This is a genomic window from Kineococcus halophytocola (assembly GCF_041276425.1).
Lineage (GTDB): Bacteria > Actinomycetota > Actinomycetes > Actinomycetales > Kineococcaceae > Kineococcus > Kineococcus halophytocola.
In genome coordinates, this window is the sequence record NZ_JBGFTU010000007.1 from 26,757 (window position 1) to 51,557 (window position 24,801).

Genomic DNA, 24,801 nt, shown 5'->3' on the forward strand with positions numbered 1-24,801 from the left:
CACCGCGGGGCACTCGTACCGTGGCGCCATGACCCCCGCCGTCCCCGGTAGCGCCCTGCTCGACCTCGTCGCCGTCATGGACCGGCTCCGCTCACCCGGCGGCTGCCCGTGGGACGCGCAGCAGACCCACACCTCCCTGCTGCCGTACCTCGTGGAGGAGAGCTACGAGGTCGTCGACGCCGTCGAGAACGGCACCCGCCAGGACCTGCGCGAGGAGCTCGGGGACGTGCTCCTGCAGGTCGTCTTCCACGCCCGCGTCGCGCAGGAGGACCCGCAGCAGCCGTTCGACATCGACGACGTCGCCGCGACCCTCGTCGCGAAGCTGGAACGGCGCCACCCGCACGTCTTCGCCGGGCAGGCCGCCGCGGAGGACCTGCAGGCCGGCTGGGACGCCATCAAGGCGACCGAGAAGCGCCGGGCCAGCGTCCTGGACGGCATCCCGCTGCAGCTGCCGGCCCTCGCCCGCGCCGAGAAGGTCCTGGGGCGGTTGCAGCGGGGCGGCCTGGACGACCCCGACGAGCCGGGGGAGGAGCTCACCGAGGAGCAGGTGGGGGCGGAGCTGCTGAGGCTCGTCCGCCGGGCCCGCGCCGCCGGGGTCGACCCCGAGGCGGCCCTGCGCACCGCGACACGGGCGCTGGAGGTTCAGGCCCGCCGGGCCGAGGGCGCCGCTCGGTAGGGTCCCGGCTCGTGACCCACGTGCTGGCCATCGACATCGGTGGCACCAAGATCGCCGCGGGGCTCGTCGCCGCCGACGGCACCGTGCGCCACGACCGCGAGGTCCCCACCGACGCCCACGACGCCGCCGCCGTGGGGGCCGCGCTGTCCACCCTGGTCACCGACGTCCTCACCGACGCCCGCGCCGGGGACCTGGAGGTGGCCGACGTCGTCGGCATCGGCTCGGCCGGCCCGGTCGACACCGGCACCGGGACCGTGCACCCGGTCAACATCGCCTCCCTGCGCGGGTTCCCCCTCGTGGAGCACGTCACCGCGACCGCCACGCGGGTGCTCGGCCGGCCGGTCACCGGCGCCCTGGCCCAGGACGGGCAGTGCTTCGCCGCCGCCGAGCAGTGGATCGGCGCGGCGGCCGGGTCCCCGGCGATGATGGGCGTCGTCGTGTCCACCGGGATCGGCGGCGGCATCGTCCTCGACGGCCGCGTCCTCGGCGGCAAGACCGGCAACGCCGGGTTCATCAGCCACGTCGGTGTCGTCCTCGACGGTGAGCTGCTGCCCGGCTCGGGCGCCGCCGGGGTCGTGGAGGCCTACGCCAGCGGCCCCGCCATGGTCCGCGCCGCCCACGCGCAGGGCTGGCGCGTGGGGGAGGACGCCGACGCCAAGGCGCTCACCGCGGACGCGCGCGACGGCGACGTCATCGCCACCGCCGTCATCGCCGCCGGCACCCGCGCCCTGGCCTCGGCGTTCCTGTCGGCCGCCGCCCTCCTGGACCTCACCGACGTCGTCGTGGGCGGCGGGGTCGCCGCGGCCGGGGACGTCCTGCTGGACCCGCTGCGCCGCGCCTACGCCGAGCTGGCGGTCTACCCGCACCTGGCCGACGTGCGCATCACGGCCTCGGCGCTGCCGCGCGGGTCGGGCCTCCTCGGCGCCGGGCGGCTGGGCTGGACGGCGCTCGCGGGCTGAGCCGCGAGCGCCCGGCCGGGGGGCCGCGCTCAGCGCCGCAGCGGCTCCACGTGCCGCCCGTCCAGGCGCAGCGCGGACCGGGTCGAGAAGCCCCCGTAGGCGTGGTCGACCTCGACCTGGACCTCGTGGGCGCCGAGCGGGAAGCGGATCTGCTTGTCGGAGAACCAGATCCGGTCCTCCTCCAGCACCTCGCCGTTCAGCCGCACGACGATCTTGCCGGTCATCGTGCTGACGTCGACGTCCACGTCGTGCTGCGCGCCGTCCACCTCGATGCGCCACGCGTTGTCGGCCTCGCTCATGAGCTGCACCCTCCGTCTCGTCGTCCGGCCCGTCCGGGTCGCTGCCGGGGGGACGTCCGGGCTCGGGCGGTGGTTCCCCGCCGGGGCGGGGCGACTAGGCTCGGGCCGCACCACCGCAGGAACACCCTGAGACGACATCGAGAAGCACGAGGAGTGCGCGTGGCCACCATCGAGGCCGTCGGAGCTCGCGAGATCCTTGACTCGCGCGGCAACCCCACCGTCGAGGTCGAGGTCCTGCTCGACGACGGGACCTTCTCGCGGGCGGCGGTGCCCTCGGGCGCCTCCACCGGCGCCTACGAGGCCAACGAGCGCCGCGACGGCGACAAGGGCCGCTACCTGGGCAAGGGCGTGGAGCAGGCCGTCGAGGCCGTCATCGAGGAGGTCGGGCCGGCCCTCGTCGGCCACGACGCCCACGAGCAGCGCCTCATCGACCAGGTCATGCTCGACCTGGACGGCACCCCGAACAAGAACCGCCTCGGCGCCAACGCGATCCTCGGCGTCTCCCTGGCCGTGGCCAAGGCCGCCGCCTCGGCCGCGGACCTGCCGCTGTTCCGCTACCTCGGTGGCCCGAACGCCCACGTCCTGCCCGTGCCGATGATGAACATCGTCAACGGCGGCGCGCACGCCGACACCGGTGTGGCCATCCAGGAGTTCATGATCGCCCCCGTCGGCGCGGCCTCCTTCCGCGAGGCCCTGCGCTGGGGCGCGGAGACGTACCACGCGCTGAAGTCGGTCCTGAAGTCCCGCGGCCTGGCCACCGGCCTGGGCGACGAGGGCGGGTTCGCCCCCGACCTGCCGAGCAACAAGGACGCCCTGGACCTCATCCTCGAGGCGATCGGCAAGGCCGGGTTCACCCCGGGCCGCGACATCGCGCTGGCGCTCGACGTCGCCGCGACGGAGTTCTTCGGCGAGGGCGGCTACGACTTCGAGGGCTCCAAGCGCTCGGCGGAGTGGATGACGACCTACTACGAGGGTCTGGTCTCGGAGTACCCGCTGGTCTCCATCGAGGACCCGCTGTCCGAGGACGACTGGGACGGCTGGGTGCACATCACCACCGCGCTCGGCGGCAAGCTGCAGCTCGTCGGTGACGACCTGTACGTCACCAACCCCGAGCGCCTGCAGAAGGGCATCGACCTGCGCGCGGGCAACTCGATGCTGGTGAAGGTCAACCAGATCGGCTCGCTCACCGAGACCCTCGACGCCGTCGACCTGGCCCACCGCAGCGGGTTCACCACGATGATGAGCCACCGCTCGGGCGAGACCGAGGACACCACCATCGCCGACCTGGCCGTCGCGGTGGGTTCGGGCCAGATCAAGACCGGTGCCCCGGCCCGCTCCGAGCGCGTCGCGAAGTACAACCAGCTCCTGCGCATCGAGGAGGAGCTGGACGACGCGGCCCGCTACGCCGGGGCCAAGGCGTTCCCCCGCTCGGCCGGTTTCACCGGGCGCGCCTGACCGCTCGATCGACGCCTCCGGGAGAAGCTGGACCCCATGGCGACGCGACGTCCGACTGCGCCCCGCAGCCCCTCCCGCTCGGCGGGGGCCGCGGGGCGCGGTGGCGCACCCCGGCAGAACGCGCGCCCCGGCGCCGGGCGCGGTCCCGGCGGCACCCGCAGCGGGTCGCGTCCGGCACCGGCCGCCCGCGGCCGCAGCGCCGCGACCATGAGCGCGGCCGACCGCCGCCGCACCCACGGGCCCCGGGTCCTCGTCCTGTCCGCGGTCGTGCTGCTGCTGGCGATCTTCCTGGTCCCCAGCCTGCAGAAGTGGCTGGAGCAGCGCTCGGAGATCGGGCGGCTGAACGCCCAGATCTCCCAGCAGCAGCAGGACCTGGCCGCGGCGCGGGCCGAGCAGGCCCGCTGGGGCGACGACGCCTACGTCCGCACCCAGGCGCGCGACCGGCTCCGCTACGTCATGCCCGGTGAGGTGCCCTACGTCGTCGACGGCCACAGCGACGCCGACCGGGTCTCCCCGCAGGAGACCGCGACGACCGTGCCCAAGCCGTCCGCGGCCTGGTACGAGAACGTCTGGGAGTCCCTGCGGCTGGCCGGCAACCCCGACGAGGCGCCCCCGCCGAGCACCCCGGGGCTGGGGTCGTCCGGCTCCGGTTCCACCCCCTAGACCCGCACCCGTTCGAGAAGGCAGGCCGTGAGCCCGACCCCCGCCACCCAGGCCGACCTGGACAGCATCGCCGGCCGGCTGGGCCGGGTCCCGCGCGGTGTCGTCGGCATCGCCCACCGCTGCGCGTGCGGGCGGCCCGACGTCGTCGAGACCGCCCCCCGCCTGCCCGACGGCACCCCGTTCCCCACGACCTACTACCTCGTCGACCCGATCGCCGCGGGGGCCATCAGCACCCTGGAGGCCTCGGGTCTCATGCGCGAGATGACCGAGCGGATCGAGACCGACGCCGAGCTGGCCGCCGCGTACCGGCGCGCCCACGAGGACCTGCTGCGCCGGCGCGCCGCGCTGGGCGACGCCGACGTCCCCGAGATCGCGGGCATCTCCTGCGGCGGGATGCCGACCCGCGTGAAGTGCCTGCACGCCCTCGTCGGGCACGCCCTGGCCGCCGGGCCGGGCGTGAACCCCATCGGCGACGAGACGCTGGGACGGCTCGCCGCCGACGGCGGCTGGCCCGCCACCTGCCCGCACACCCCGGCCGACGCGTGAGCACCCGCCGGGTCGCCGCGCTCGACTGCGGGACGAACTCGCTGCGCCTGCTCGTGGCCGACGTCGACCCCGTCACGGGGACGGCGCGCGAGCTGGAACGGACGATGGAGATCGTCCGCCTCGGCCAGGGCGTGGACCGGACGGGGGCCTTCGCGCCCGAGGCGCTGCAGCGGACGTTCGCCGCGCTCGACCGCGCCGCCGAGCTCGTCGCCCGGCACGCCCCCGAGGCCGTCCGGTTCGTCGCGACGTCCGCCTCCCGCGACGTGTCCAACCGGGAGGAGTTCGCCGCCGGGGTCCGCGCCCGGCTCGGGGTCGACCCCGACGTCGTCACCGGCGAGGAGGAGGCCGCGCTGAGCTTCGCCGGCGCCACGGCCGACCTCGCGCCCGAGGAGTCCCCGTACCTCGTCGTCGACCTCGGCGGGGGCTCCACCGAGCTGGTCCTCGGCGGCGACGTCGTGCGTGCGGCCCGGTCCTTGGACGTGGGCTCGGTCCGGATGACCGAGCGGCACCTGCACAGCGACCCCCCGACGGCCGACGAGGTCGCCGCGGCCCGGGCCGACGTGCGGGCCGTGCTGGCGGGCGGCGACGTCCCGGTCGAGCGGGCGCGCACGCTGGTCGGTGTCGCCGGGTCCGTCACGACGCTCACCGCCGCCGCGGTCGACCTCACCGAGTACGTCCCCGGCTGCCTGCACGGCGTCCGGCTGCCGATCGGGCAGGTGCTCGCCGCCTGCGACCGGCTGCTGCGGGCCACGCGCGCCGAGCGCGCCGCGATGCCCTTCGTCCACCCCGGCCGCGTCGACGTCATCGGCGCCGGCGCGCTCGTGTGGGCCAGCGTGCTGGAGCACGTCGCCGAGCGGGCCGGCCTCACCGAGGTCGTCACGAGCGAGCACGACATCCTCGACGGCATCGCCGTCGCCCTCGCCCGCACCCTCTGAGGCGTCCTGCGCCGGGGGATCGTCGACGCGCAGGGCCGGGAGCGGGGCGCGCCGCGTGCCGCCCGTCACGGTGCCCGGCAGCCGGGCGCGGGTCTGGCAGGGTGGGACGCATGAGCACCGTGACCGCCACGACCACTCGACGCATCGACGCGCCCGCCGAGCGCGTCCTCGCCGCACTGGCCGACTACCGCGGGACGCGGCCGCACCTGCTGCCCCAGCAGTTCACCGACTACGAGGTGATCGAGGGCGGTCAGGGGGCGGGCACGGAGGTCCGGTGGAAGCTGCACGCCACGAAGAAGCGGGTGCGCGACGTGCTCGCCGTCGTCACCGCGACCGACCGGCACGCCCTCGTGGAGAGCGACGCGAACTCCAGCCTGGTGACGACGTGGCGGGTGGAGGACGACGGCCCGGACGCCTCCGAGGTCGTCGTGACGAGCGAGTGGACCGGCGCCTCGGGCATCGGCGGGTTCTTCGAGCGCACCTTCGCCCCCCGCGGCCTGGACCGCATCTACGGCGAGCTGCTGGACAACCTCGCCGACGCCGTGGCCCGGTGACCACCCGGTGAGCCTGCCGGCCGAGCACCCCGGGACGGGGGAGCCGTTCACCTCCCCGGTCCCGCCGGGCACCGGGTGGCCGGGGGACCCCTCGGGGCCGGCGACGCCGGTGGCGCGCTCGGCCGCGCAGGTCCGCGAGCTGGCGCGCACCGACCTGGCCGAGCTGTCCGCGCGCAGCTGCGTGTGCCGGGCCTGCCCGCGGCTGGTGGCCTGGCGCGAGGACGTCGCCCGCGACAAGCGGCGCGCCTACCGCGGGGAGCCGTACTGGGGGCGTCCCGTGCCGAGCCTGGGGGTCCCGGACCCGCACGTCCTGCTCTGGGGGCTGGCCCCGGCGGCGCACGGGGGCAACCGCACGGGCCGGGTCTTCACCGGCGACCGGTCCGGGGACTGGATCGTGCGCGCCCTGCACCGCGCGGGCCTGGCGAACCGGCCCACGTCGGTGCACGCCGCCGACGGCCTGGAGCTGCACCGTACCCGGATCGTGGCCCCCGTGCGGTGCGCGCCGCCGGACAACCGGCCGACGACCACCGAGCGGGACACCTGCGCGGGCTGGCTGGACGCCGAGCTGGCGCTGGTGGCGACCGACCTGCGGGTGGTGCTGGCCCTGGGGGGTTTCGCCTGGGCCAGCGCCCTGCGCGCCGTGCGCCGCGCCGGCTGGGACGTCCCGCGCCCGCAGCCCCGCTTCGGTCACGGGGCCGAGGCGGAGCTGGGCGGGCCGCACGGGCCCGTCCTGCTGCTCGGCAGCTACCACGTCAGCCAGCAGAACACCTCCACCGGCCGGCTCACCGAGGCCATGCTCGACGCCGTCGTCGCGCGGGCCGCCGGGGTGGGGTGCACCGCCCGGTCCTGAGGGGCCGGCGCGGCTGCCAGAATGACCGCACGCGGTGGTGGGCGAGAGCCCGGGTGGCGTAACTGGTAGGCGCACGGGGCTTAAACCCCCGGGCCGTTCGCGGCGTGCGGGTTCGATCCCCGTCCCGGGTACCCCATCGTGATGATCCTGTGACCCCTGTCCGGAACCGTTCCCGGGTCCGGGGCGTTGGCACCCTCGACAGCACCCGCTCCGGAGGGGAGCCATGGAGAGCAAGAACCCGGTCTTCGCACGCAGCAACGAGTGGAAGCGCAACGGCTACGCGACGTTCGACGCGCCCAGCTCGGCGCAGCGGCGTCCCACCGACGCCCCCGACGCCTCGGCGCGCACGCTGGAGGACTGGTACCAGAAGCCGTCCGCCACCGCGGCGCAGTCGGGCCGCATGACCCTCGACGACGTCGTCCTGCGCACGGCGGCCCTGTTCGCCGTCCTGCTCGTGGGGGCCGGCGCCGGGTACCTCGGCGTCACGCGCACCACCCTGGGCTTCGGGCTCGTCATCGTCCCGGCCCTGATCGCCATGGTCCTCGGCATCTGGGCGCAGGTGTCCAAGAAGGTCCGCCCGGGCGTCATGTTCGCCTACGCGGCCCTCGAGGGCGTCTTCGTCGGCGCCATCTCGACGTTCTACGCCTCGCTCCACGACGGGATCGTCGGGCAGGCCGTCCTCGGCACCCTCGCCGCGTTCGCCGGGATGCTCCTGGCCTACAAGACGGGGATCATCCGCAACAGCCCCCGGTTCACCAAGATCCTGCTCATCGCGGGCGTGGGGTACCTCGTCTTCGGGCTGGTCAACCTCGGCCTGTGGGCCTTCACCGGTGCCAGCATCTACTCCGGCGGCGGGCCGCTGGCGATCCTCGTCAGCGCCTTCGGGGTCGTGCTGGCCTCGCTGTTCCTCGTCCTGGACTTCGACTACATCGAGCAGGGCATCAAGAACGGGCTGCCGGTCAGGGAGTCCTGGCGCGCCGGCTTCGGCCTCATGGTGACGCTGGTCTGGCTGTACCTGGAGATCCTGCGTCTCATCGCCATCCTGCGGGGCAACGACTGACCCCCAGCAGCGTGAGCATCACCGACGAGCTCGGTGCGCCGGAGTCCCGGCGCACCGAGCTCTCGCGCGTCCTGGCCCTGCAGACCGACCGCATCCGGGGTCTGCCCCTGGCCCGCCTGGACCGCGCCCGGCCCGGGGAGGAGCTCAGCGCCGCCGACGTCGTCCGCGCGGCCGCGCAGGACCTGGCCGACCTCGCCGCCGACGCCGAGGGGCAGCCGCGGCGGCCCGTGCCGCGGCTGGCCACCCACGGCCTCGGCGACCAGCTCGCCGTCCTGGGGGCCGACGTCCTGCGGCACGGTGACGCCGCGGCGCTCGCCGCCGCCCACGAGGTGCTGACGACGGTGCGCCGGGCGCTGTGACGTCCGCCGTCCGCATGGCTCCCCCTGTCCCGGCGGCGGGCCTGCACGGTGACGCCGCGGGGCACCTTCGAGCACCAGGACGCCGCCGACAACCTCCGGGCCGTCCTCGAGGGGGCGGGCTTCGTCGCCGTGACGGAGTGGGCCTGGCGCCCGCTGGGCACGCAGCGTGAGCACCAGCCGGACGTGATGGTCCTCGACCAGGCGCCGGCCGACCGGCGGGTCAACTGGACCGAGACGACCCCCGCTCTCGTCGTGGAAGTCACCTCACCCGGTGACGCGTCGAAGGACTGGGTGCGCACCCTGCGCGACGACGCCCGGTTCGGCGCTGCGCACCACTGGATCCTGGACCACCGCGACCACCGCCTCTACGCCTTCGCCCTCCGGGGCGGTCAGTACGACGAGGTCGTCCAGGGGGAGGCGCCCCTGCGCGTGCCCGGCTGGGACCGGCTCGGTGAGATCGACGTGCCCGCCCTCTGGCGGTAGCCCGTCGGCGACGCCCGGCCGGTGCGCGATGATGGGCCCATGCGCTACGCCGAGACCGTCGTGGACCTCGTGGGCGGAACCCCGCTGGTCAAGCTCAACAAGGTGACCGAGGGCCTGGCCTGCACGGTCCTGGCGAAGGTCGAGTACCTCAACCCCGGCGGCTCCGTGAAGGACCGCATCGCCACCCGCATGATCGAGGCCGCCGAGGCCGAGGGGTCCCTCAAGCCCGGGGGCACGATCGTCGAGCCGACGAGCGGCAACACCGGCGTCGGCCTCGCCCTCGTCGCCCAGCAGCGCGGGTACAGGTGCGTGTTCGTCTGCCCCGACAAGGTCAGCGTCGACAAGCGCAACGTCCTCAAGGCCTACGGCGCCGAGGTCGTCGTGTGCCCGACGGCGGTGCCGCCGGAGGACCCGCAGTCCTACTACTCGGTCTCCGACCGCCTCGTGCGCGAGATCGAGGGCGCCTGGAAGCCCGACCAGTACTCCAACGTCCACGGCCCCCGCAGCCACTACGAGACCACCGGGCCGGAGATCTGGGCCGACACCGAGGGGAAGATCACCCACTTCGTCACCGGTGTGGGCACCGGCGGGACGATCACGGGCACCGGGCGCTACCTCAAGGAGCAGGGCCCCGTGCGGGTGATCGGGGCCGACCCGGAGGGGTCGGTGTACTCCGGCGGCACGGGCCGGCCCTACCTCGTCGAAGGGGTGGGGGAGGACTTCTGGCCCACGGCGTACGACCCCTCGGTCCCGGACGAGATCATCGCCGTCTCCGACGCCGAGTCCTTCCTCATGACCCGCCGGATGGCCCGCGAGGAGGGCCTGCTCGTCGGCGGCTCCTGCGGCATGGCCGTCGTCGCGGCGCTGCGGGCGGCGAAGGACCTCGGCCCCGACGACGTCGTCGTCGTGCTGCTGCCGGACTCCGGCCGCGGTTACCTGGGCAAGATCTTCAACGACGACTGGATGGCCTCCTACGGCTTCCTCGACGCCGAGGAGGGCGGCACGGTCGGTGACGTGCTGCGGCAGAAGACGACCGGCCTGCCCGCTCTCGTGCACACGCACCCGACCGAGACCGTCCACGACGTCATCGAGATCATGCGCGAGTACGGCGTCTCCCAGTTGCCCGTCGTGGGGGCCGAACCGCCCGTCATGGCCGGCGAGATCGCCGGGGCGGTCACCGAGCGCACGGTGCTGGACGCGCTGTTCACCGGCAAGGCCGCGATGTCCGACGCCGTCAGCGCGCACATGGGCCCGCCGCTGCCCCTGGTCGGGGCGGGGCAGTCGGTGAGCGATGCGCGCGAGGTGTTCACCGCGGCCGACGCGGCCGTCGTGGTCGAGGACGGCAAGCCGGTGGGGGTCATCACCCGGCACGACCTGCTGGCCTACCTGGCCCACTCGCACTGACGGAGGGCTGCGTCCCGCGCGGGGTCACTCGTGCGCGGGACGCAGCCGGGCCCGCCGGAGTGGGGCGGGCCCGACCGACTCGCGCGGCAGGAACGTGTGCAGCGAGCGCGGGTCCGGGGCCGGGGGTTCCTCCCCGCGGATGAGGGCGAGCAGGCGCTGCACCCCCTCCCGGCCCTGGCGCTCGACGTCGTTGGCCACCGTCGACAGGCTCGGGGTGCTGTACCGGCCGCAGTCGTGGTCGTCCCAGCCGAAGACGCTGAGGTCGCGGGGGATGCGCCAGCCGCGTTCCACGGCGGCGCGCATGGCCCCCAGCGCCGAGTGGTCGTTGCCGGCGACGACGGCCGTGACCGGGGTGTCGCGCGGCAGGGCCATGACCGCGTCGTGCCCGGAGCGGCCCTTCCAGCTGCCCGCCACGACGGTGCCGGACAACCCCAGCTCGGCGGTGGTGTCCAGGAACGTCTGCTGCCGGTTGCGGGCCGAGGCGTAGTCGGCCGGCCCGCTGACGTGCAGGAGGTGCCGGTGGCCGAGGTCGGCCAGGTGCCGCACGATCTGACCGCACGCCGCGCCGTCGGCCAGCGCCCCGCGGCTGTGCAGCTCCTCGTCGTAGTTGGCCACGGCCACGACGGCCGTGGTGCCGGTGGCCCGGGGGGTGTGCGGGCCGGACCCGAGGGCCAGGACCCCCTCGAACTCCCCGGAGTCGGCGACCTCCTGCCAGTGGTCGTTCCCCCCGGCGGCGTTCTCGCGGCCGATGAGGTCCACCGCCCAGCCGGCCTCGTGGGCCACCGACATGGCGGCGGAGATGAGCCGCAGCGGCAGCCCCGTCGTGGAGGGCACGAGCAGGGCGATGCGCCCGGTGCGGCGGGTGCGCATGGACCGGGCGATGAGGTTGGGGCGGTAGTTCAGCTGCCCGATCGCGGCCTCGACCCGCTCGGCGGTGTCCGGGCGCAGGCCACCGTTGCCCCGCAGGTAGCGCGACACCGTCTGGTGCGACACCCCGGCCAGGGCGGCGACCTCGTAGATGGTCGCCTTCTTCGTCCGCACGCCGTCCTGACCCACGGTCCACCTCTCTGGAAACCGTTTCCCGAACTCGTTGACACCCCGAGTGATCGATAACTAGAGTAACCGCAGTCAACGAAGATTATCGATCACTCTGTGGTCGACTCCGCCTCTGGAGAGGGAAACCCCGGTGAGCACACCAGACCCCGGACGACCCGTGCGGTTCGCCGCCGTCGGCCTCGACCATGCTCACGCCTTCGGGCAGATCGCCGGCCTGCTGGCCCAGGGGTGCGACCTCGTGGGTTTCGCCTCCGACGACCCGTCGGCCTCGGTGGCCCGGGCCGTGGCCCAGCGCTGGCCCGACGTCCCCTGGTTCGAGGACGCCGACCGGTTGCTGACCGACCCCGACATCGACCTCATCGTCACCGCGGCCGTCCCCGACCGCCGGGGCCCGATCGCCGTCACCGCGCTGCGCAGCGGCAAGGACGTCGTGGCCGACAAACCCGGCTGCATCAGCCTGGACCAGCTCGAGGAGGTCGAGAAGGCGGTCGCCGAATCGGGCCGCTTCTGGTCGGTCACGTTCTCCGAACGGTTCGAGGTCCGCGCCGCGGTCAAGGCCGGGGAACTCGTGCAGGCCGGGCGCATCGGCCGCGTCGTGCAGACGATCGGCCTCGGCCCGCACCGCGAGGGCGACCGCGCCCACCTCGCCGGCGGCGAGGGCCGCCCGGAGTGGTTCTACGACCGGAACCGCACCGGCGGGATCCTCACCGACATCGCCAGCCACCAGGTCGACCAGTTCCTCTTCTACACCGGGTCGAGCACGGGGGAGGTGGTGAGCAGCACCGTCGCCAACTACACCCACCCCGACTCCCCGGGGATGCAGGACTTCGGGGAGGTCACCCTGGCCTCCGAGCACGCCCACGGGTACGTGCGGGTCGACTGGTACACCCCGCAGGGCCTGCCCACGTGGGGCGACGGGCGCATGACGATCCTGGGCACCGAGGGTTTCATCGAACTGCGCAAGTACGTCGACCTGGCCGGTCGCGAGGGCGGGGACCACCTGTTCCTCGTCGACGGCGAGACCACCCAGCGCATCGACTGCTCCGACGTCGACCTGCCGTACTACCCCGCCCTCGTGCACGACGTGCGGAACCGGACCGAGACGGCCTGCCCCCAGGCGCACACGTTCGAGGTGATGCGCCTGGCCCTGGTGGCCCAGCGCGACGCGCGGGTGCGGGGGGCGGCGCAGTGAGCGGGGCCGAGGGGACGCTGCGCGTGGGGATCGTCGGCTGCGGCGGCATCGCCCGCTCCCACGCCCGCGCCTACGCCGCCGACCCGCGGGTGGAGATCGTGGCCGTCCACGACGTGCGCCCGGAGGCGGCGCAGGAGTTCGCGGCCGAACTCGGCGCCCTCGCCTGCGACTCCCTGGCCGAGATGGCCGCCCGGGACGTCCAGCTCGTCTCGGTCTGCACCCCGCCCGGCACGCACACCGACACCACCGTGGCCCTGCTGGAGCAGGGGACCTCGGTGCTGCTGGAGAAACCGCCGACGGTGAACCTGGCCGACATGGACCGCATCGCCCGGGCCGAGGCGGGCAGCCCCGGTGCGGTGTTCGTCGTCTTCCAGCACCGCCACGGGTCCGGGGCCAAGCGCGCCCACCGCCTCCTGGCCGACGGCTCGCTCGGGGTGGCGCAGGTCGCGGTCTGCGAGACGCTCTGGTACCGCCCGGACAGCTACTTCGACCCGCAGTGGCGGGGGAACTGGGCCGGGGAGGGCGGGGGCCCCACCCTGGGGCACGGCATCCACCAGATCGACCTGCTCCTGCACCTGCTGGGGGAGTGGACCACCCTGGAGGCCCGGGCCTGCCGGGTCGCCCGGCCGGTGGAGTTCGAGGACGTCGCCACGGCCTCGGTCACGTTCGCCGGCGGGGCCGTCGCCTCGATCACGACGAGCCTGCTGTCCCCGCGCGAGGTCAGCCGCATCCGGATCGACACTACGGCCGGAACCCTGGAGGTCGACCACCTCTACGGGTACACCGACACCGACTGGACGTGGTTCCCGGTGCCCGACGCCGGGACCGCGGCGGCCAACGGGACGGACCCGGGCACCGCCCGGGCGGGCGGGGCCGCGGCCACCGACGCCCTGGAGACCCCCGACGTCTGGACGGCCTCGGCGGGGGAGGACGTGCCGTCCAACCACGCCGCCCAGATCCACGACCTCGTGGGCGACCTGCTCGCCGGTCGGCCGCACCCGACCACGCTGGCGAGCACCCGGCCCACGATGGAACTCGTCACGGCCCTGTACGCCTCCGCGCTGGAGGGCAGGCCGGTCGCGCGCACCGACCTCACCCCGGACAGCCCGTTCTACCGCAGCCTCGACGGCGGGCTGCCCGCGCAACGGGTCACGGACCGGATGTCCACCACCTCCTGACCCACCCGGCCGGGCCCGACCGGCCGGTCCGGCCCGACCGCCCAGCACCACCCCTCGACTCGACGACGACCGCAGAGGTGTGTCCCATGTCCCAGCGACGGCCCGCACGACCGCCGGCCCACCCGCGCCCCGTCCTCGCGCACCGGGGGAGGGTCCCGCGGTGAGCGCCATCTCCGAACTGTCCTCCCTGCGCTCGGGTTCGCGCCGGTCGCGCACCCCGGAGGAGAAGGCGGCCCTGCGCCGGGAGAACACCCGGGACAACAAGGCCGCGTACCTGTTCCTCATCCCGTGGTTCATCGGCCTCGTCGTCATCACGATGGGCCCGCTGATCGCCAGCCTGTACCTGTCGTTCACGCGGTACAGCCTGCTGCAGCCGCCGGAGTGGATCGGCGTCCAGAACTACGTCGACATGCTCGGCGACACCCGGTTGCACAACTCGCTGAAGACCACGTTCGTCTACGTGGCCGTCGGCGTGCCGCTGCAGCTGGCGTTCGCCCTGCTGGTGGCGGTCGTGCTGGACCGCGGCATGCGCGGCCTCCCCCTGTACCGCTCCGTCTTCTACCTGCCCTCGATGCTGGGCGGGTCGGTCGCCATCGCCCTGCTGTGGCGCCAGATGTTCGGCACCGAGGGCCTGGTCAACCAGGTCCTGGGGCTGGTGGGCATCGAGTCCACGACGGGCTGGGTCTCCGACCCGAGCTACGCGCTGTGGACGATCATCCTGCTGCACGTGTGGACCTTCGGGTCCCCGATGGTCATCTTCCTGGCCGGGCTGCGCCAGATCCCGGCGATGTACTACGAGGCCGCGGCCGTGGACGGGGCGACGCGGTGGACGCGGTTCCGCCGGATCACGCTGCCGCTGCTGTCGCCGATCATCTTCTTCAACCTCGTGCTGCAGCTCATCAACGCCTTCCAGTCCTTCACCCAGGCATTCGTCGTCTCGGCCGGGACCGGTGGGCCGGCGGACTCCACGCTGTTCTACTCGCTGTACCTGTACCAGAAGGGTTTCGCTCAGTTCCAGATGGGGTACGCGGCCGCGATGGCGTGGTTGCTGGTCCTCATCGTCGGTGTGCTGACCGCCGTCAACTTCCTCCTCTCGAAGTACTGGGTGTTCTACGATGACTGAGCTGCAGGAGAGTGCCGCCCCCAGGACCACGACGCCCGGGGCGAAGCAGGCGGCAGGGCCGGGGCGCGCGTCCCGCACCGCCCGGTCCTGGGTCAAGCACCTGGTGCTGATCGCCGTCAGCATCCTCATGATCTACCCGCTGCTGTGGCTGGTGGTCTCCTCGTTCCGCCCGACCGAGGTGATCTTCCGGACCCCGGGGCTGTGGATCAACGAGCTGTTCACCGACAACTACACGGACGGGTGGACGGCCCTGGCCCGGCCGTTCGGGCACTACATCATCAACTCCGGCATCGTCGTCGTCGGGGCCGTGGTGGGCAACCTGTTCGCCTGCTCGCTGGCCGCCTACGCCTTCGCCCGCTGCCGGTTCCGCTTCAAGACGCTGTGGTTCTCGATCATGCTCGTCACGGTCATGGTCCCGATCCACGTGGTCCTGGTCCCGCAGTACATCCTGTTCAACAACCTCGGCTGGGTGAACACGTTCGTCCCGCTGATCCTGCCCAAGTTCCTGGCCACGGACTCGTTCTTCATCTTCCTCATGGTGCAGTTCATCCGCGGCATCCCCCGGGAACTGGACGAGGCGGCGCGCATCGACGGCTGCGGCCACGGCCGGATCTTCCTGCGGGTCATGCTGCCCCTCATGGGGCCGGCGCTGGCCACCACGGCGATCTTCACGTTCATCTGGACGTGGTCGGACTTCTTCACCCCGCTCATCTACCTGACCGACCCGAACGCCTACACCGTCCCGGTGGCGCTGAGGAGCTTCCTCGACGCGACCAGCGGCAGCAACTGGGGCGCGATGTTCGCGATGTCCGTCGTGACGCTCGTGCCGCTGTTCCTGGTGTTCCTCTTCGGTCAGCGGTTCCTGGTCAAGGGGATCGCCACCACCGGCGGCAAGTGACCGTCCCCCGCCCGCACGCACCACTCCGCGCACCTTCGACGAGAACGGCCTCGCTGACATGATCAACGCTGACGTGAACCCCGCGACCCCGAACCCCACCACCACCCGCCGGGGCCTGACCCGGCGCCAGGCGGTCACGACCCTGGCCGCCACCGGGTCCGTCGCGGCCCTGGCCGCCTGCGCCCCCGGCAGCTCCGGCGGGTCCTCCGGAGGCGACGGTGGGGGCGGCACCCTGCGCGTGTCGACCTGGGGCAACGACTCCCGCCTCAAGCTCACCCAGGAGGCCGCGGCCGCGTTCGAGAAGGCCAACCCGGACATCAAGGTCACGATCGAGAACACCGAGTGGACCGCCTACTGGGACAAGCTCGCGACGGGGACGGCCGCCAACGACTCGCCCGACGTCATCCAGATGGACGAGCTCTACATCGCCGCCTACGGCACCCGCGGTGCGCTGCTGGACCTCGAGACCGTCTCGGACCAGCTGGACCTGTCCGACATGAACGAGAACATGCGCGAGACCGGGGTGGTGGACGACACCTTCGTCGGGGCGCCCATCGGCACCGGCAACTTCTCGGTGGGGGTGAACCCCGTGCTGCTGGAGCAGGCCGGCGTCCCCATGCCCGACGACACCACCTGGACCTGGGACGACTTCGCCGACATCGCCGCCCAGGTGAGCACCGCCCTGGGTGCCCAGGGGATCTTCGGGTTCGACATGTTCGGGGCGGGCACGGCGGAACTCGGCTCCTGGGTGCGCCAGTTCGGGCAGGAGGTCTTCCCCCGCGAGGGGGAGACCCCCGTCGAGGTGGACACCGTGACCCGCTTCTTCGAGTACGCCAACCGCCTCATCGAGATCGGGGCCACACCCCCGGCGTCGATCCAGAGCGAGAACACCTCCGCCGCGCTGGACGCGACCCTCTTCGCGACCAACCGCTCGGCCTTCCACCTGCAGTTCCACACCCAGATCTCCGCCTACGCGGCCGCGAGCGGGAACACGTTGCAGCTGCTGCGGCTGCCCGCCCAGAGCGCCGGCGAGTCGCCCCGGATGGTGAACAAGGCCTCGATGTACTGGTCGATCGCCTCCCGCACCTCCCAGAGCGAGAACGCGGCGAAGTTCATCGACTTCATGCTCACCGACCCCGCGGCCACGACGATCCTGACCACCGAGCGCGGCATCCCCGCGATCCCGGCGGTGCAGGAGGACATCCTGCCCGCGCTGAGCCCGCAGGGCACCATCGCCCTGGAGTTCACCCAGGAGATCACGTCCGAGGTGGTCGACCCGCCGCAGGTCACGCCCGCCACCGCCTCCGCGTGGAACACCGACTTCCCCACGATCGGCACCGAGGTGATCTTCGGCAGGACCACCCCGGCCGAAGGCGCCCAGCGCACGGTCTCCACCGCCGAGAGCCTGCTCTGAGCCGGCGATGACGAGGATCACCGACGCCCGCGTGGTCGTCAGCTCACCCGGGCGCAACTACGTCACCCTCGTCGTCGAGACGAGCGACGGGGTCGTGGGGGTGGGGGACGCGACGCTCAACGGCCGGGAGCTGGCCGTCGCGTCCTACCTGCGCGACCACGTCTGCCCGTTGCTCGTCGGACGCGACCCCGCCCGCATCGAGGACACCTGGCAGTACCTCTACAAGGGCGCCTACTGGCGGCGGGGGCCGGTCACCATGACGGCCGTCGCGGCCGTCGACGTCGCCCTGTGGGACGTCAAGGGCAAGGTGGCGGGCCTGCCGGTCTACCAGTTGCTCGGCGGCGCCTCCCGCGACGGGGTCCTCGTCTACGGCCACGCCGACGGCCGCGACGTCCCCGAGCTGCTGGAGGCCGTCGCGGCGCACCTGGAGCAGGGGTACGAGGCGGTGCGCATCCAGGCCGCGGTGCCCGGGGTGGTCGGCACCTACGGCGTCTCCCAGCACGACGGGCTGATCTACGAACCGGCCAGCGGGGCGCGGCCGGAGGAGACGACGTGGGAGACCACGTCCTACCTCGACTTCGCCCCGCGGGTGTTCGAGGCCGTCCGCGACCGGTTCGGGTTCGGGGTGCACCTGCTGCACGACGTGCACCACCGGCTGACGCCCATCGAGGCCGCGAGACTGGGCAGGTCCCTGGAGCCCTACCGGCCGTTCTGGATCGAGGACGCCACCCCGGCCGAGGACCAGAGCGCGTTCCGCACGGTCCGGGCGCACACGACGACCCCGCTGGCCGTGGGGGAGGTGCTGAACTCCATCTGGGACGTGCAGACCCTCATCACCGAACGGCTCGTCGACTACGTCCGCACGTCCGTCTCGCACACCGGGGGGATCTCGCACCTGCGCAAGCTCTACGCCCTCGCCGAGCTGTACGGGGTGCGTTCGGGGGCCCACGGCGCCGGGGACCTGTCCCCGGTCGCGCACGCGGCGGCCCTGCACCTGGACCTGGCGATCCCGAACTTCGGGATCCAGGAGCACATGGGCCACCGCGACCCGGCGGGGGAGGTGTTCACCTCGTCGTACACCTTCAGCGGCGGGTACATGCACCCCGGCCAGGCCCCCGGCCTCGGGGTGGAGTTCGACGAGCGGGCCGCGGCCCGGTTCCCCTACGAACCGCGGTACCTGCCCGTGGCCCGCCGCCGGGACGGCACCCTGCACGACTGGTGAGCCGCCCCGGCGGGGTCAGTAGCGGATCGCGTCGATGACCTTGGCCCGCACGGCCATCGTCGCCGGGACCAGCCCCGCCAGGGCCCCGACGGCGGTGGCCGCCAGCAGCCCCTCGACCGCGGCCGAGACCGGGAACGGCGGGACGTCCTGCAGGGTGACCCCGGCGGGCAGGACGGCCTCCAGCGGGACGTTCGACACCAGGACGACCGACAGCACCACGGCGGCGAACCCCGCGACGAACGTGGCCGCCACCGACTCCAGCAGGACGGCGAAGAACACCCGGGCCCCGGTCGCGCCGAAGCTGCGGCGCACCCCGATCTCGCGGATCCGCTGCCGCACCGTGACGAGCCCGACGTTGAGGACGCCGATGCCGCCGAGCAGCAGCGCGAACACGCCGACGCCGCGGACGCCGTAGGCCAGCACGGTGTCGATGATGCCGAGCTCGTCGCCGGCGTCCTGGCGCCAGACCGAGACCGAGTACCCCGGCAGGCTGGCCTGGACCTCGGTCTGCAGGGCCGCGACCAGCGCCTCGGCGTCGGCGTCGGGCACCCACAGCTCCAGGGTGGGCGGGGAGGTGTTCGCCGGGTCCCCGGTGAGGTTCCAGCGGGTGACGTCGGCGTTCAGGACGTAGGCGCCCGGCACCTGCGGGTCGTAGCTCGCCCCGGCCGAGATCCCGACGACGGTCGCCGTCACCGGGGTGTCCCCGCCCAGTACGACCGTCGGCGGCCGGGCCGGGTCGAACCCGCCGAGCTGGTCGGCGAAGGCCTGGTTCACCACGAGCCGGGGGGAGAACGCCTGCGTGTCCGCGCCGGTGAACCAGCGGCCCCGGTCGGTGATGACGCGGTGCATCGTGCCGAAGCTGGGGTCGACGCTGGTGGCCTGCACGAGCTGGGTCCCGGCCGGGAACCGGGCGGTGAGCTGACCCCCGCCCTGGGAGGTCAGCCCCCACCACGCCGTCTCGTGCCGCGTGGCGGCCTCGCGCAGCGCCGCCTGGGCGGTGCGCGTCGTCTCCGCCGACAGCGGCCCGTTCGGGTAGGCGTTGACGTTCAGCGTCGCCGGGCGCCCGGCGGCGCGTTCGTTGCCCTCCCCGACCATCTGCCGCGCCATGTTCCCGGCCGCGGTGATGGTCGTCATCGCGAACACCGCCAGGAACACCCCGACCAGGGACAGCACGACGCGCACGCGGTGCACGCGGATCTCGCTCCACGCCTCGGTGACGGCCGCGACCAGGCCGGTGAGGAACCCCGCCGCGCCCGTCACACCGTCTCCCGGTGCGCGGTGGCGCTCGCGGCCGCGTCGGCCGTGATCTCGGACAGGACGCCGTGGTCGAGGCGGAACCGCCGGTCGGCGCGGGCGGCGACGGACAGGTCGTGCGTGATGGTGACCAGGGTCGTGCCGTCCTCGCGCACGAGCTCCTCCAGCACGTCCATGACCGCCGAGCCGGTGTCGACGTCCAGGGCGCCGGTCGGTTCGTCGGCCAGCAGGACCCGGGGCCGGCGGACGAGGCTGCGGGCCAGGGCCACGCGCTGCTGCTCACCACCGGACAGCTTCTCGGGCATGGTGTCCAGCCGGTGCCCGAGCCCGACGCGTTCGAGCATCTCCCGGGCGGTGCGCCGGCGGTGCCAGAACTCCCGGCCGCTGCCGTAGAGCAGGGGGTTGGCCACGTTCTCCGTCGCCGTGCGCCCGGGCAGCAGGTTGAACTGCTGGAACACGAACCCGAACGTCTGCCCGCGCAACCTCGCGGTCCGGCGGGCCGAACGGCCCGCGGTGGGCCGGCCGTCGAGCAGGTACTCACCGCTGGTGGGGGTGTCGAGCAGGCCGATGATGTTCAGCAGCGTGGACTTGCCCGACCCCGAGCGGCCGACGACGGCGACGTGCTCGCCGCGGGCGACGTGCAGGTCGACGCCGGTGAGGATGCGCAGGTCGGTGCCGTCGGGGAGGCGGACGCTGCGGGAGACCCCGGTGAGGGACAGGGCCGGTGCGCCCGGCCGGGGGTCGCCGGGGCCCATCAGTACCCCATCCCGTACATGCCGCCCGGGTCGGTCGGGGTGTCGGTGCCGGGGACGAACTGCAGCACCTGCCGGCCCTCGTCGAGGCCCCCGGTGATCTCGACGTTCTCCCCGTCGGTCAGCCCCAGCGTCACGGGGGTCTCGGTGGTGCTGCCGTCCTCGGCGACCGTCCACACCGTGCCGGTGCCGACGGTGCCCCGGACGGCGGTCACGGGGGCCAGCAGCACCCCGCTCGCCTGCCCGGCGGTGACCTCTACCGCGGCGGACAGACCGGCGAAGACCTGGACCCCGTCCGGGACGGCGCAGGTGACGTTCGCGCCCGTCATGGCGCTGGAGGGGTCGGCGGGCATCCCGGTGTAGGGGTCGGTCCCGCCGCCCCCGCCCCCGGACCCGCTCTCACCGCCGGCCGGTGGGGTGCCGGTGCGCAGCCCGGTGCACTCGAAGGTCCCCGGGCCGCCGGGCACGGTGACCTGCGCGCTCGTGGGGGGCGTCAGGAGGCGGTACTGCTGGGCCTGGGTGAGCGGGGCCGAGACCGTCAGGGTGCCGGGGCTGACGGTGGCCACAGCCTGCCCGACGGTCACGTCCTGGCCGGCGAGGACGTCGAGGGTGGCCAGCGTGCCCGCGACGGTCGACGTCACGGTGACGGTCTTCGTCGTGGCCGCGGGCGCGCCGCCGGTCGCCGCCGGGTCCCCGGCCGTGCCCGTGGCCGTGCTCGTGGCGGGGGGTTCCACGGTGACGACGACCGTGAACAACGGGGTGCCCTTCTCCACCGCCTGGCCGACCTCGGCGCGCACCCTGCCGACCTGCCCGGCGGCCGTCGCCTTGACGGTCGTGGCGGGGTCGGCCGCGATGGTGCCCTGCAGGTCCACCGTGTTCACCACGTCCCCGCGCACGATCGCCGTGGCCGGGGGGTCGACGACGGCGGACGGGCTCGCCGCCGCGCCGGCGTCGCGCTCGCCCGTGCGCACGAACGCGATCCACAGCAGGGCGATCGCGATGAGCGCCCAGACGACGAGCCTGAGCGCGGGGAAGACCACGGTCCTGACGACACCCACGACGACACCTCTCTCGTGCGGCCGGGGGTCGCTGGTGCCGGGTGCCTCCGCCGTTCCCCCGAGCGGCTGCGCGGAACGTAGCAGCGGCACCGCGGGGGGTGGGGGAGGAACCGGGTCCTGGAAATCAGCGCGTCGCCGGTGCGGCGTTCAACCACTCCCGCAACGCCATCGCCTCCCGCGCCAGCACGTCCGGGTCGTCCTCGGGGACGAACTCCAGCAGGACGTCGTGCCCGTCCCCCGACTCCCGCAGCGCGGCGGCGACCCGCGTCCACAGCGCCTCCCGCGTCCGCAGCGGGTTGCGCTGCGTGCCCGGTCCCCAGGAGAAGGCGTGCACGGTGCTGACCCGGTCGCCGAACGCGGCCAGCTCGGCCAGGGCCTCCTCGTCGGTGGCGTCGACCGTCGGCTGCCAGTAGGTCGTCAGGGCCGGCCGGCCCACGAGGTCGTCGACCTCCCGCAGCAGCCGCAGCGTGGAGTCCGTCGTGTCGGTGAGCGTCCCGCCGTGGGACTCGGTGCCGATCTGCAGGCCGAGGTCGTCGGCGCGGCGGACGGCGTCGGCGAGCGCACGCACGACCGGGCCGCGGTCGCCGGTGCCGGCCGAGCCGGTGTCCCCGGCCCACACCCGCACGCGCGGGGCGCCGAGCGCCGCGGCGGTCCCCAGCACGTCGGCGACGTCGGGTCCGCCCTCGGCCCCGCCGGCGACCCCGGCCCGCAGGTAGGAGCCGTAGGAGGCCACGGTCAGCCCGGCGTCGGCCGTGCGGGCCGCGACCTCCCGGGCCCGGGCCCGGTCCCCGACGGGGACGTGGACGTCGGCGCCCCACTCGACCGTGGCCAGGCCGGCGCGCGCGGCCAGGTCGAGGAGGGCCGGCGGGTCGAGCTGCCGGAAGGTCACCGAGCACAGTCCTGGGATGAGCACGCGATCGATCCTTGCACGGCGGCGCTCGCTGGCCTAGCCTTTGGGAAAGCGCATTCCCAACGAGTCAGGAGGAGGCCCGCGATGACGCAACGCCTCGGTGTGGTCATGAACGGCGTGACGGGTCGGATGGGGTACCGGCAGCACCTGCTGCGCTCGGTCCTGGCGATCCGCGAACAGGGCGGTGTGGAACTGCCCGACGGTTCCCGGGTGCAGCTCGAACCGCTGCTGGTCGGGCGGTCGGAGGACAAGCTGCGCGACATCGCCCGGCGCCACGGCCTGGAGAAGTTCACCACCGACGTCGACGGCGCCCTGGCCGACGACGACTACCCGCTCTACTTCGACGCCCAGCTGACCTCGGCCCGCCAGCAGTCGATCCACAAGGCCATCGCCGCCGGCCGGCACGTCTACACCGAGAAGCCGACGGCCGAGACCCTCGAGGGCGCGATCGACCTGGCCCGCGCCGCGACCAGCGCCGGGGTCAAGAACGGCGTCGTGCACGACAAGCTCTTCCTGCCCGGCCTGGTCAAGCTGCGGCGCCTGGTGGAGTCGGGGTTCTTCGGCCAGATCCTCTCCGTCCGCGGGGAGTTCGGGTACTGGGTCTTCGAGGGGGACTGGCAGCCCGCGCAGCGGCCGAGCTGGAACTACCGCGCCGAGGACGGCGGCGGCATCGTCGCCGACATGTTCTGCCACTGGAACTACGTCCTGGAGCAGACGGTCGCCCCCGTCGAGGCCGTGACCGCGCGCGCCGTGACGCACGTGCCGGTCCGCCACGACGAGAAGGGCGAGGCCTACAAGGCGACCGCCGACGACGCGGCCTACGCGATCTTCGAGCTCGAGGGCGGGATCGTCGCCCAGCTGAACTCCTCCTGGGCCGTCCGCGTCGACCGCGACGAACTCGTCGAGTTCCAGGTCGACGGCACCCACGGCAGCGCCGTCGCCGGGTTGTTCGGCTGCAAGGTGCAGCCGCGCTCGGCGACGCCCAAGGCCGTGTGGAACCCCGACCTGCCCGAGGCGCACCGCTACCGCGACGACTGGCTGCCCGTCCCGGACAACACCACGTTCGACAACGGGTTCAAGACGCAGTGGGAGCAGTTCGTCCGGCACGTCGTGGCCGACACCCCGCACCCCTACGACTTCCTCTCCGGCGCCCGGGGCGTGCGGCTGGCCGAGGCCGGGCTGGCCTCCTCTGCGCAGGGCCGGCGCATCGAGCTCGAGGAGATCGTGCTGTGACGGTGACGAACGCCGGGACGGTGACGAACGCCGGGACGGTGACGAACGCCGGGACGGCCACCGGCGAGCGCGCCCTCGTGGGCGAGGTCGTGCGGGTACCGCAACGTTCGGCCTCCGGGGCGGTCGAACTCGTCGACCACGCCGTGTCCGAACCCGTCGCGTGGGAGGTCCCGACCGGGCCGGCGACCTCGCGCGCGGTGTTCGCGGCGGCCCACGTCGTGCCGCGCGTGGACGCCGAGAACGTGCCGGGCGCCCCGGCCGTCCTGGACTGGGACTCCACCCTCGCCTTCCGGCACCGGCTGTGGTCCCTGGGCCTGGGCGTTGCCGAGGCGATGGACACCGCGCAGCGGGGGATGGGCCTGGACTTCGCCGCCACCGCCGACCTGGTGCGCCGCAGCGCGGCCGAGGCCGCCTCGGTCGGCGGGGCCATCGCCGCCGGGGTCGGCACCGACCAGCTCGACCCCGGCCTGCACCCCCTGGCCGCGGTGCGCGCCGCCTACGAGGAGCAGCTCGCCCTGGTCGAGGACGCCGGCGCCCAGCCGATCCTCATGGCCTCGCGCCACCTGGCCGCCGCGGCGGTCGGTCCCGAGGACTACCTGGAGCTGTACTCCGGGCTGCTCGCCCAGGTGCGCCGCCCCGCCGTCCTGCACTGGCTGGGGGAGGTGTTCGACCCGGCCCTGGCCGGGTACTGGGGTTCGCGCGACGTGGCCGCGGCCACCGACGCGTTCTGCGACCTGGTGCAGGCCAACGCCTCCCGCGTCGACGGGGTCAAGGTCTCGTTGCTCGACGCCGACCACGAGCGGGCGCTGCGGCGGCGGCTGCCCGCCGGTGTCCGGCTCTACACCGGCGACGACTTCAACTACCCCGACCTCATCGCCGGCGACGGGCAGTCCCACAGCGACGCCCTGCTGGGGATCTTCGCGGGCATCCCGCAGATCGCCGCGGCCGGGCTCGTCCGGCTCGACGCCGGGGACGTCGCCGGGTTTCGGGCCGCCCTGGACCCGACGGTGGAGCTGGCCCGGCACGTGTTCGGCGCCCCGACGCCGTACTACAAGGCCGGCATCGCGTTCCTGAACTGGCTCGACGGCCGCCAGCCCGGGTACGCCATGGTCGGCGGGCTGCACGCGGCCCGCAGCGCCGTGCACCAGGCCCGCACGTTCGTGCTCGCCGACCGGGCCGGCGTCCTGACCGACCCGGCCGGTGCGGCCGGGCGGATGCGGCAGTACCTGGCGGTGCACGGGCTGGTGTGAGGGCCGGGCCGGGCGAGC

At 73.9% G+C, this 24,801-nt stretch carries 26 protein-coding genes and 1 tRNA gene; 21 read left to right on the top strand and 6 right to left on the bottom strand.

The features are described from left to right. The first annotated feature begins 28 nt into the window (after positions 1-28). Positions 29-676, top strand: a complete 648-nt coding sequence (locus AB2L27_RS07360; protein ID WP_370440830.1) for a nucleoside triphosphate pyrophosphohydrolase — start codon at positions 29-31, stop codon at positions 674-676. 11 nt (positions 677-687) lie between these two features. Further along, positions 688-1,635 carry an ROK family protein gene (locus AB2L27_RS07365; protein ID WP_370440831.1) on the top strand — a complete coding sequence of 316 codons (948 nt, stop codon included), beginning with the start codon at positions 688-690 and terminating at the stop codon, positions 1,633-1,635. Positions 1,636-1,664: 29 nt separating this feature from the next. Here AB2L27_RS07365 and AB2L27_RS07370 read toward each other — a convergent pair whose 3' ends face one another. Continuing rightward, a complete protein-coding gene (locus AB2L27_RS07370) occupies positions 1,665-1,934 on the bottom strand; it encodes a hypothetical protein (protein WP_370440832.1) in 270 nt (89 codons plus the stop codon). 159 nt (positions 1,935-2,093) lie between these two features. On the opposite strand from AB2L27_RS07370, the gene eno reads away from it, so the two are divergent. The 11 genes from eno to AB2L27_RS07425 all read left to right on the top strand — a co-directional run bounded on the left by eno (position 2,094) and on the right by AB2L27_RS07425 (position 10,243). After that, positions 2,094-3,389 carry a phosphopyruvate hydratase gene (eno, locus tag AB2L27_RS07375; RefSeq protein ID WP_370440833.1) on the top strand — a complete coding sequence of 432 codons (1,296 nt, stop codon included), beginning with the start codon at positions 2,094-2,096 and terminating at the stop codon, positions 3,387-3,389. Between the two features lie 207 nt (positions 3,390-3,596). Beyond that, entirely contained in the window at positions 3,597-4,052 is a 456-nt protein-coding gene (locus tag AB2L27_RS07380; protein WP_370440834.1) for an FtsB family cell division protein, read from the top strand. A gap of 27 nt (positions 4,053-4,079) precedes the next feature. Further along, entirely contained in the window at positions 4,080-4,598 is a 519-nt protein-coding gene (locus AB2L27_RS07385) for a DUF501 domain-containing protein (protein ID WP_370440835.1), read from the top strand. Next, positions 4,595-5,533: a Ppx/GppA phosphatase family protein gene (locus AB2L27_RS07390; RefSeq protein ID WP_370440836.1), complete on the top strand. Its 939-nt coding sequence runs from the start codon at positions 4,595-4,597 to the stop codon at positions 5,531-5,533. The genes AB2L27_RS07385 and AB2L27_RS07390 overlap by 4 nt, the downstream gene beginning before the upstream one ends. Positions 5,534-5,643: 110 nt before the next feature. Further along, positions 5,644-6,087: an SRPBCC family protein gene (locus tag AB2L27_RS07395; protein ID WP_370440837.1), complete on the top strand. Its 444-nt coding sequence runs from the start codon at positions 5,644-5,646 to the stop codon at positions 6,085-6,087. 13 nt (positions 6,088-6,100) lie between these two features. After that, positions 6,101-6,937: a uracil-DNA glycosylase gene (locus tag AB2L27_RS07400; RefSeq protein ID WP_370440978.1), complete on the top strand. Its 837-nt coding sequence runs from the start codon at positions 6,101-6,103 to the stop codon at positions 6,935-6,937. A gap of 47 nt (positions 6,938-6,984) precedes the next feature. Further along, positions 6,985-7,068 (top strand) — tRNA-Leu (locus AB2L27_RS07405). Between the two features lie 92 nt (positions 7,069-7,160). Continuing rightward, entirely contained in the window at positions 7,161-7,997 is an 837-nt protein-coding gene (locus AB2L27_RS07410; protein ID WP_370440838.1) for a Bax inhibitor-1/YccA family protein, read from the top strand. Between the two features lie 11 nt (positions 7,998-8,008). Then, on the top strand, positions 8,009-8,356 hold the full coding sequence (locus tag AB2L27_RS07415) for a hypothetical protein (RefSeq protein ID WP_370440839.1): 348 nt from the start codon (positions 8,009-8,011) through the stop codon (positions 8,354-8,356). A 48-nt stretch (positions 8,357-8,404) separates the two neighbouring features. Further along, positions 8,405-8,839 carry a Uma2 family endonuclease gene (locus AB2L27_RS07420; protein WP_370440840.1) on the top strand — a complete coding sequence of 145 codons (435 nt, stop codon included), beginning with the start codon at positions 8,405-8,407 and terminating at the stop codon, positions 8,837-8,839. A 39-nt stretch (positions 8,840-8,878) separates the two neighbouring features. Continuing rightward, positions 8,879-10,243: a cystathionine beta-synthase gene (locus AB2L27_RS07425; RefSeq protein WP_370440841.1), complete on the top strand. Its 1,365-nt coding sequence runs from the start codon at positions 8,879-8,881 to the stop codon at positions 10,241-10,243. 24 nt (positions 10,244-10,267) lie between these two features. Here AB2L27_RS07425 and AB2L27_RS07430 read toward each other — a convergent pair whose 3' ends face one another. Continuing rightward, complete coding sequence (locus AB2L27_RS07430; protein ID WP_370440842.1) at positions 10,268-11,299, bottom strand: LacI family DNA-binding transcriptional regulator; 1,032 nt, start codon at positions 11,297-11,299, stop codon at positions 10,268-10,270. 130 nt (positions 11,300-11,429) lie between these two features. Here AB2L27_RS07430 and AB2L27_RS07435 point away from each other — a divergent pair, with 130 nt between their 5' ends. The 6 genes from AB2L27_RS07435 to manD all read left to right on the top strand — a co-directional run bounded on the left by AB2L27_RS07435 (position 11,430) and on the right by manD (position 18,326). Continuing rightward, a complete protein-coding gene (locus AB2L27_RS07435) occupies positions 11,430-12,491 on the top strand; it encodes a Gfo/Idh/MocA family protein (RefSeq protein WP_370440843.1) in 1,062 nt (353 codons plus the stop codon). Next, a complete protein-coding gene (locus AB2L27_RS07440; protein ID WP_370440844.1) occupies positions 12,488-13,669 on the top strand; it encodes a Gfo/Idh/MocA family protein in 1,182 nt (393 codons plus the stop codon). Before AB2L27_RS07435 ends, AB2L27_RS07440 begins: the two co-directional genes overlap by 4 nt. Positions 13,670-13,829: 160 nt before the next feature. Then, entirely contained in the window at positions 13,830-14,792 is a 963-nt protein-coding gene (locus AB2L27_RS07445; RefSeq protein ID WP_370440845.1) for a carbohydrate ABC transporter permease, read from the top strand. Continuing rightward, positions 14,785-15,690: a carbohydrate ABC transporter permease gene (locus AB2L27_RS07450; RefSeq protein ID WP_370440846.1), complete on the top strand. Its 906-nt coding sequence runs from the start codon at positions 14,785-14,787 to the stop codon at positions 15,688-15,690. Before AB2L27_RS07445 ends, AB2L27_RS07450 begins: the two co-directional genes overlap by 8 nt. 58 nt (positions 15,691-15,748) lie before the next feature. Next, positions 15,749-17,104, top strand: a complete 1,356-nt coding sequence (locus AB2L27_RS07455; RefSeq protein WP_370440847.1) for an ABC transporter substrate-binding protein — start codon at positions 15,749-15,751, stop codon at positions 17,102-17,104. A 7-nt stretch (positions 17,105-17,111) separates the two neighbouring features. Then, positions 17,112-18,326, top strand: a complete 1,215-nt coding sequence (gene manD, locus AB2L27_RS07460; protein WP_370440848.1) for a D-mannonate dehydratase ManD — start codon at positions 17,112-17,114, stop codon at positions 18,324-18,326. A 15-nt stretch (positions 18,327-18,341) separates the two neighbouring features. On the opposite strand, the gene AB2L27_RS07465 is transcribed toward manD, so the two are convergent. The 4 genes from AB2L27_RS07465 to AB2L27_RS07480 all read right to left on the bottom strand — a co-directional run bounded on the left by AB2L27_RS07465 (position 18,342) and on the right by AB2L27_RS07480 (position 22,303). Beyond that, positions 18,342-19,586: an ABC transporter permease gene (locus AB2L27_RS07465; RefSeq protein ID WP_370440849.1), complete on the bottom strand. Its 1,245-nt coding sequence runs from the start codon at positions 19,584-19,586 to the stop codon at positions 18,342-18,344. Further along, the gene (locus AB2L27_RS07470; protein WP_370440850.1) at positions 19,583-20,335 is read right to left on the bottom strand and encodes an ABC transporter ATP-binding protein; all 753 of its coding nucleotides are present in this window, start codon (positions 20,333-20,335) and stop codon (positions 19,583-19,585) included. The genes AB2L27_RS07465 and AB2L27_RS07470 overlap by 4 nt, the downstream gene beginning before the upstream one ends. Continuing rightward, positions 20,335-21,390 (bottom strand): efflux RND transporter periplasmic adaptor subunit, encoded by a 1,056-nt coding sequence (locus tag AB2L27_RS07475; RefSeq protein WP_370440851.1) that lies wholly within the window; start codon positions 21,388-21,390, stop codon positions 20,335-20,337. The genes AB2L27_RS07470 and AB2L27_RS07475 overlap by 1 nt, the downstream gene beginning before the upstream one ends. Positions 21,391-21,514: 124 nt before the next feature. Continuing rightward, a complete protein-coding gene (locus AB2L27_RS07480; protein ID WP_370440852.1) occupies positions 21,515-22,303 on the bottom strand; it encodes a sugar phosphate isomerase/epimerase family protein in 789 nt (262 codons plus the stop codon). An 81-nt stretch (positions 22,304-22,384) separates the two neighbouring features. Between AB2L27_RS07480 and AB2L27_RS07485 the strand changes: the two genes are divergently transcribed. Beyond that, positions 22,385-23,533, top strand: coding sequence for a Gfo/Idh/MocA family protein (locus tag AB2L27_RS07485; RefSeq protein WP_370440853.1), 1,149 nt, complete (start codon positions 22,385-22,387; stop codon positions 23,531-23,533). A 77-nt stretch (positions 23,534-23,610) separates the two neighbouring features. After that, the gene (locus tag AB2L27_RS07490) at positions 23,611-24,783 is read left to right on the top strand and encodes a dihydrodipicolinate synthase family protein (RefSeq protein WP_370440979.1); all 1,173 of its coding nucleotides are present in this window, start codon (positions 23,611-23,613) and stop codon (positions 24,781-24,783) included. Positions 24,784-24,801: the final 18 nt, after the last annotated feature.